We start from the raw sequence: 5,578 nt of genomic DNA on the forward strand, positions 1-5,578 counted from the left end.
GTGTTATTCACAGCATCTGCTGGATGATCCACCGCATTCGCGAGCAAGCCCGCTCCCACACAAGCCCATTCCCACCGTTAGTTTTGTGTTGGGCATGAAAAAGGGTGAAGCCATGACAGCTTCACCCTTCTATTTACCGCTCAGCCCTTAGTGGTGCTCGCGGGTCGCGCGGAATTTCACATCCGGCCAGCGCTCTTCCATCAGCGCCAGGTTCACGCGGGTCGGCGCCAGGTAGGTCAGGTGACCACCGCCGTCCACCGCGAGGTTTTCCACGGCCTTGTTGCAGAACTCTTCCAACTTCTTCTTATCGCTGCAGTCGATCCAGCGCGCGGAGTACACGGTGATCGGCTCATACGAGCACTCAACCTTGTATTCCTCTTTCAGGCGGCTGGCCACCACATCGAACTGCAGCACACCGACGGCGCCGAGGATGATGTCGTTGCTGCGCTCGGGGAAGAACACCTGGGTGGCGCCCTCTTCCGCGAGTTGCTGCAGGCCCTGGCGCAGTTGCTTGGATTTCAGCGGGTCACGCAGGCGTACGCGGCGGAACAGTTCCGGGGCGAAGTGCGGGATACCGGTGAAGCCCAGCGCTTCGCCTTCGGTGAAGGTGTCGCCGATCTGGATGGTGCCGTGGTTGTGCAGGCCGATGATGTCGCCGGCGTAGGCTTCTTCCAGCTGTTCACGCTCGGAGGAGAAGAACGTCAGGGCGTCGCCGATGCGCACGTCCTTGCCGGTGCGCACATGGCGCATCTTCATGCCTTTTTCGTATTTGCCGGAGCAGATGCGCATAAAGGCGATGCGGTCGCGGTGTTTCGGGTCCATGTTCGCCTGGATCTTGAACACGAAGCCGGTGAATTTCTCTTCCACAGGCTCCACGGTGCGCTCGTTGGCGACACGGGCCAACGGCTTCGGCGCCCAATCCACAACGGCGTCGAGTACGTGGTCGACACCGAAGTTGCCCAACGCCGTACCAAAGAACACCGGGGTCAGTTGGCCGTCGAGGAATTCCTGCTGGTTGAATTCATGGCAGGCGCCCTGCACCAGTTCCAGCTGGTCGACAAAACGGTCGTACTCGTCACCCAGGTGGGCGCGGGCTTCGTCCGAGTCGAGCTTCTCGATGATCTTGGTTTCGGTGCGCTCGTGACCGTGGCCGGCGGTGTAGACAATGATGTAGTCGTCGGCCAGGTGGTACACGCCCTTGAAGTCGCGGTAGCAACCAATCGGCCAGGTGATCGGTGCGGCCTTGATCTTCAGGACCGCTTCGATCTCATCCAACAGCTCGATCGGGTCGCGGATGTCGCGGTCGAGTTTGTTGATGAAGCTGACGATGGGCGTATCACGCAGACGGCACACGTCCATCAGCGCGATGGTACGTGGCTCGACGCCTTTACCGCCGTCGAGGACCATCAGCGCCGAGTCCACGGCGGTCAGGGTGCGGTAGGTATCTTCGGAGAAGTCTTCGTGGCCCGGGGTGTCGAGCAGGTTGACCATGTGGTCGCGATACGGGAACTGCATGACCGACGTGGTAATGGAAATACCCCGTTGTTTTTCCATTTCCATCCAGTCGGAGGTGGCATGGCGGTCGGATTTGCGGGATTTCACCGTGCCGGCCACAGCGATTGCCTTGCCCATCAGCAAGAGTTTTTCGGTGATGGTGGTTTTACCGGCATCGGGGTGGGAAATAATGGCGAAAGTGCGGCGTTTCGCGACTTCGGCGGCCTGGTGGGTCATGGGAAATCGCCTGGCAGGTGAGTCAAAAAAGGGCGGCGAGTATAGCGCAAACCCCGGGCGCCGGACCACCGTTCACCCGATTGGGGGTGGCTAAATGCTGCCAAGTGTGGAACCTTTTAAAAGGTCGAGACGTCCACTCCCCTGCTACCGCACTCGGAACAGGGGCTGATAAATCAGCAAGTTAGCCTGACGAGGCTGCGCTCATGGCTTGATCTCATGCCGTCTTACCGACATGACCAAGCTGCTTTTCGCGAACTCATTCGCCGACAGCCAGGAATGGCATTGCCGCTCGGAAATGTGTTCGCCGACAAAAGAAAAAAGGAGTCCGCCTGTGGCTATTCGCTATGGCAAAGGGCTGATAGGAGGAGCGGTTGTCGTCGCCCTCCTGGCCCTGCTGGTCCACTGGATCGGCATCAACACGATCGAACTGTACCGCGACGATTTGTTGTTTTACCTGCAAGCACACCTGATCCTCGTTCTAGTCTCCATGCTGGCCGCCCTTGTCGTGGGCATCCCCGCCGGTATCCTGCTCAGCCGACCTAACATGGTCGGGCGCGCAGAACGCTTCATGCAGATATTCAACATCGGCAACACCGTCCCTCCCCTGGCCGTACTGGCCATCGCCCTCGGCGTCCTCGGCATCGGCAGCGGCCCGGCGATCTTCGCGCTGTTCCTCGCCTCCCTCCTGCCCATCGTGCGCAACACCTACGAAGGCCTGAAAAACGTCCAGGGTTCCCTGAAAGAAGCCGCCACCGGCATCGGCATGACGCCGCGCCAGGTCCTGCTGCGCGTGGAGTTGCCCAACGCCGTGCCGATCATCATCGGCGGCGTGCGCGTGGCCCTGGCGATCAACGTCGGCACCGCGCCACTGGCGTTCCTGATCGGCGCCAACAGCCTGGGCAGCCTGATCTTCCCGGGCATCGCCCTGAACAACCAGCCGCAATTGCTGCTCGGCGCCGCGTGTACCGCGTTGCTGGCCTTGCTGCTTGACGGTCTGGTGACCCTGGCCAGCCGCCTCTGGCTGGAACGCGGGTTGCGCGCGTCTTAAGGAACCGACATGAAAAAGCTGACATTGATACTGAGCTGCGTCCTGCTGTGTGCAGGTTTTGCGCAAGCCGCTGAAAAGCCCGTCATCCGCATCGGCGCCCGGGTGTTCACCGAACAGACCCTGCTCGCCGAAATCACCTCCCAGTACCTGCGCACCAAGGGCTATGACACCCGCGTGACCGGTGGCCTGGGTAGCAACCTGGCGCGCAGCGCCCAGGAAAGCGGGCAACTGGACCTGATCTGGGAATACACCGGCGTGTCGCTGGTGGCCTACAACCATGTGGACGAGAAACTCGACAGCGAACAGTCCTACGCCCGAGTGAAAGAACTCGACGCGAAAAAAGGCCTGGTCTGGCTCGCCCCATCGCGGTTCAGCAACACCTACGCCCTGGCGCTACCGGAGAAGGTGGCCGCCGAGCATCCCGAGATCAACAGCATCAGCGACCTGACCCAAGCCGTGGCGGACGACGCCCAAGCCCATCGCCTGGTGGCCCTGGACACCGAGTTCGCCAACCGCTCCGACGGCCTGGCCGGCATGGTCAAGCTGTATGACATGAACCTGACCCGCAAGAACACCCGGCAGATGGACGCCGGCCTGGTCTACACCGCCTTGCGCAACGGCCAGGTGTTTGCCGGTTTGGTCTACACCACCGACGGGCGCCTGAGTGCCTTCAAGTTGAAGCTGCTGGAAGACGACAAGCACTACTTCCCGGACTACACCGCCGCGCCCGTGGTGCGTCAGGTTTATCTCGATGCCCACCCGCAATTGGCCGCCGAGCTCAAGCCGCTGGCCGCGCTGTTCGACGATGAAACCATGCGCCAGCTGAATGCGCGGGTCGATGTCGACCACGAAAGCCCTTCCGCCGTTGCCGCTGACTTTCTGCGCCAGCACCCCATCAACTAATAGGAGAAGACATGGAATTCCTGAACGCCTTTTCCCATCTTGATTGGGCCCAAGTCCTGCACCTGACCTGGCAGCACATCACCCTGGTCGGTATCGCCGTGATCCTCGCGATCTTCATCGGCGTGCCCCTGGGCATCCTGATGACGCGCTTTCCCGCCTTGGCCGGCCCGCTGCAAGCCAGCGCCACGGTGCTGCTGACCGTGCCGTCCATCGCCCTGTTCGGCCTGCTGCTGCCGTTCTACTCGAAATTCGGCCAGGGCCTGGGGCCGATGCCGGCGATCACCGCCGTGTTCCTCTACTCCCTGCTGCCGATCATGCGTAACACCTACCTGGCCCTGACCGGCGTGGAACCGGGCATTCGCGAGGCCGCGCGCGGCATCGGCATGACCTTCGGCCAGCGCCTGCGCATGGTCGAGCTGCCCATCGCCGTGCCGGTGATCCTCGCCGGTGTACGCACCGCCGTGGTGATGAACATCGGCGTGATGACCATTGCCGCCACCATCGGCGCCGGTGGCCTGGGTGTACTGATTCTGGCTGCCATCAGCCGCAGCGACATGTCGATGCTGATCGTCGGCGCCGTACTGGTCAGCCTCCTGGCCATCTTCGCTGACCTGCTCTTGCAATGGCTGCAACGCTCGCTGACTCCAAAAGGATTGCTCAAATGATCGAACTTCAAAACCTGTCCAAGACCTTCCAAAGCAACGGCAAGACTGTCACCGCCGTGAACGATGTAAGCCTGACCGTCAATGAAGGCGAAATTTGCGTGTTCCTCGGCCCTTCGGGCTGCGGCAAGAGCACCACGCTGAAAATGATCAACCGCTTGATAAAGCCGACCTCGGGCAAGATCCTCATCAATGGCGAAGACACCACCGACCTCGACGCCGTGACCCTGCGTCGCAACATCGGTTATGTGATCCAGCAGATCGGCCTGTTCCCCAACATGACCATCGAGGAAAACATCGTGGTCGTGCCGAAATTGCTCGGCTGGGACAAACAGAAATGCCACGACCGCGCCCGCGAATTGATGAGCATGATAAAGCTGGAGCCCAAGCAGTATCTGCATCGCTACCCGCGTGAGTTGTCCGGCGGCCAGCAACAGCGGATCGGCGTGATCCGCGCACTGGCGGCCGATGCGCCACTGCTGCTGATGGATGAGCCGTTCGGCGCGGTCGACCCGATCAACCGCGAGATGATCCAGAACGAGTTCTTCGAGATGCAACGCGCGCTGAACAAGACCGTGATTATGGTCAGCCACGACATCGACGAAGCGATCAAACTGGGTGACAAGATCGCCATCTTCCGCGCCGGCAAGCTGTTGCAGATCGACCACCCGGACACGCTGCTGGCGCATCCCGCCGACGAGTTCGTCAGCAATTTCGTCGGCCAGGACAGCACCCTCAAGCGCCTGTTGCTGGTGAAGGCCGAGGACGCGGCAGACAACGCGCCATCGGTCAGCCCGGAAACCCCGGTGGCCGACGCGCTGGAACTGATGGACGAACTTGACCGCCGCTATGTAGTGGTGACCTGCGCCGAGAACAAGGCGCTGGGTTATGTACGACGTCGCGACCTGCACCGTCAGAGCGGCACCTGCGGCCAGTACCTGCGCGAGTTCAACGCCACGGCGGCGTATGACGAGCATTTGCGCATCCTGTTGTCGCGCATGTATGAGTTCAACCGCTCGTGGTTGCCGGTGATGGATGCGGAGCGGGTGTTCCTTGGGGAAGTGACCCAGGAGTCGATTGCCGAGTACTTGAGTTCCGGTAAGTCTCGGGGGGGCAAGACCAGTATTGTTTCGCCTGCCGAAACCGCACTGGCTTGATCTGACACCACGCGGTCAAAACTGTGGGAGCGGGCTTGTGTGGGAGCGGGCTTGCTCGCGAAGGCGGTGTATCAGTC

At 61.3% G+C, this 5,578-nt stretch carries 5 protein-coding genes; 4 read left to right on the forward strand and 1 reads right to left on the reverse strand.

Translation table 11 applies throughout. The features are described 5' to 3' along the window. Positions 1-147: 147 nt before the first annotated feature. Positions 148-1,731, reverse strand: coding sequence for a peptide chain release factor 3 (locus NUV89_RS27015; protein ID WP_257783717.1), 1,584 nt, complete (start codon positions 1,729-1,731; stop codon positions 148-150). A gap of 295 nt (positions 1,732-2,026) precedes the next feature. On the opposite strand from NUV89_RS27015, the gene NUV89_RS27020 reads away from it, so the two are divergent. Genes NUV89_RS27020 through NUV89_RS27035 form a run of 4 tightly spaced genes read left to right on the forward strand, consistent with a single transcriptional unit; the run spans position 2,027 to position 5,501 of the window. Next, positions 2,027-2,779 carry an ABC transporter permease gene (locus NUV89_RS27020; RefSeq protein ID WP_374684553.1) on the forward strand — a complete coding sequence of 251 codons (753 nt, stop codon included), beginning with the start codon at positions 2,027-2,029 and terminating at the stop codon, positions 2,777-2,779. A 9-nt stretch (positions 2,780-2,788) separates the two neighbouring features. After that, positions 2,789-3,682 carry a glycine betaine ABC transporter substrate-binding protein gene (locus NUV89_RS27025; RefSeq protein WP_257783719.1) on the forward strand — a complete coding sequence of 298 codons (894 nt, stop codon included), beginning with the start codon at positions 2,789-2,791 and terminating at the stop codon, positions 3,680-3,682. A gap of 11 nt (positions 3,683-3,693) precedes the next feature. Next, the gene (locus NUV89_RS27030) at positions 3,694-4,347 is read left to right on the forward strand and encodes an ABC transporter permease (RefSeq protein ID WP_257783720.1); all 654 of its coding nucleotides are present in this window, start codon (positions 3,694-3,696) and stop codon (positions 4,345-4,347) included. Further along, complete coding sequence (locus NUV89_RS27035; protein WP_017737739.1) at positions 4,344-5,501, forward strand: betaine/proline/choline family ABC transporter ATP-binding protein; 1,158 nt, start codon at positions 4,344-4,346, stop codon at positions 5,499-5,501. Before NUV89_RS27030 ends, NUV89_RS27035 begins: the two co-directional genes overlap by 4 nt. Positions 5,502-5,578 lie beyond the last annotated feature (77 nt).

This window comes from Pseudomonas sp. 18.1.10, from assembly GCF_024655625.1.
In the GTDB taxonomy this organism is placed as follows: domain Bacteria; phylum Pseudomonadota; class Gammaproteobacteria; order Pseudomonadales; family Pseudomonadaceae; genus Aquipseudomonas.

Coding starts and splice junctions, on each gene's coding strand:
- NUV89_RS27015 (WP_257783717.1), bottom strand. CDS start 1,731: ATGACCCACCAGGCCGCCGAAGTCGCGAAACGCCGCACTTTCGCCATT.
- NUV89_RS27020 (WP_374684553.1), top strand. CDS start 2,027: ATGTGTTCGCCGACAAAAGAAAAAAGGAGTCCGCCTGTGGCTATTCGC.
- NUV89_RS27025 (WP_257783719.1), top strand. CDS start 2,789: ATGAAAAAGCTGACATTGATACTGAGCTGCGTCCTGCTGTGTGCAGGT.
- NUV89_RS27030 (WP_257783720.1), top strand. CDS start 3,694: ATGGAATTCCTGAACGCCTTTTCCCATCTTGATTGGGCCCAAGTCCTG.
- NUV89_RS27035 (WP_017737739.1), top strand. CDS start 4,344: ATGATCGAACTTCAAAACCTGTCCAAGACCTTCCAAAGCAACGGCAAG.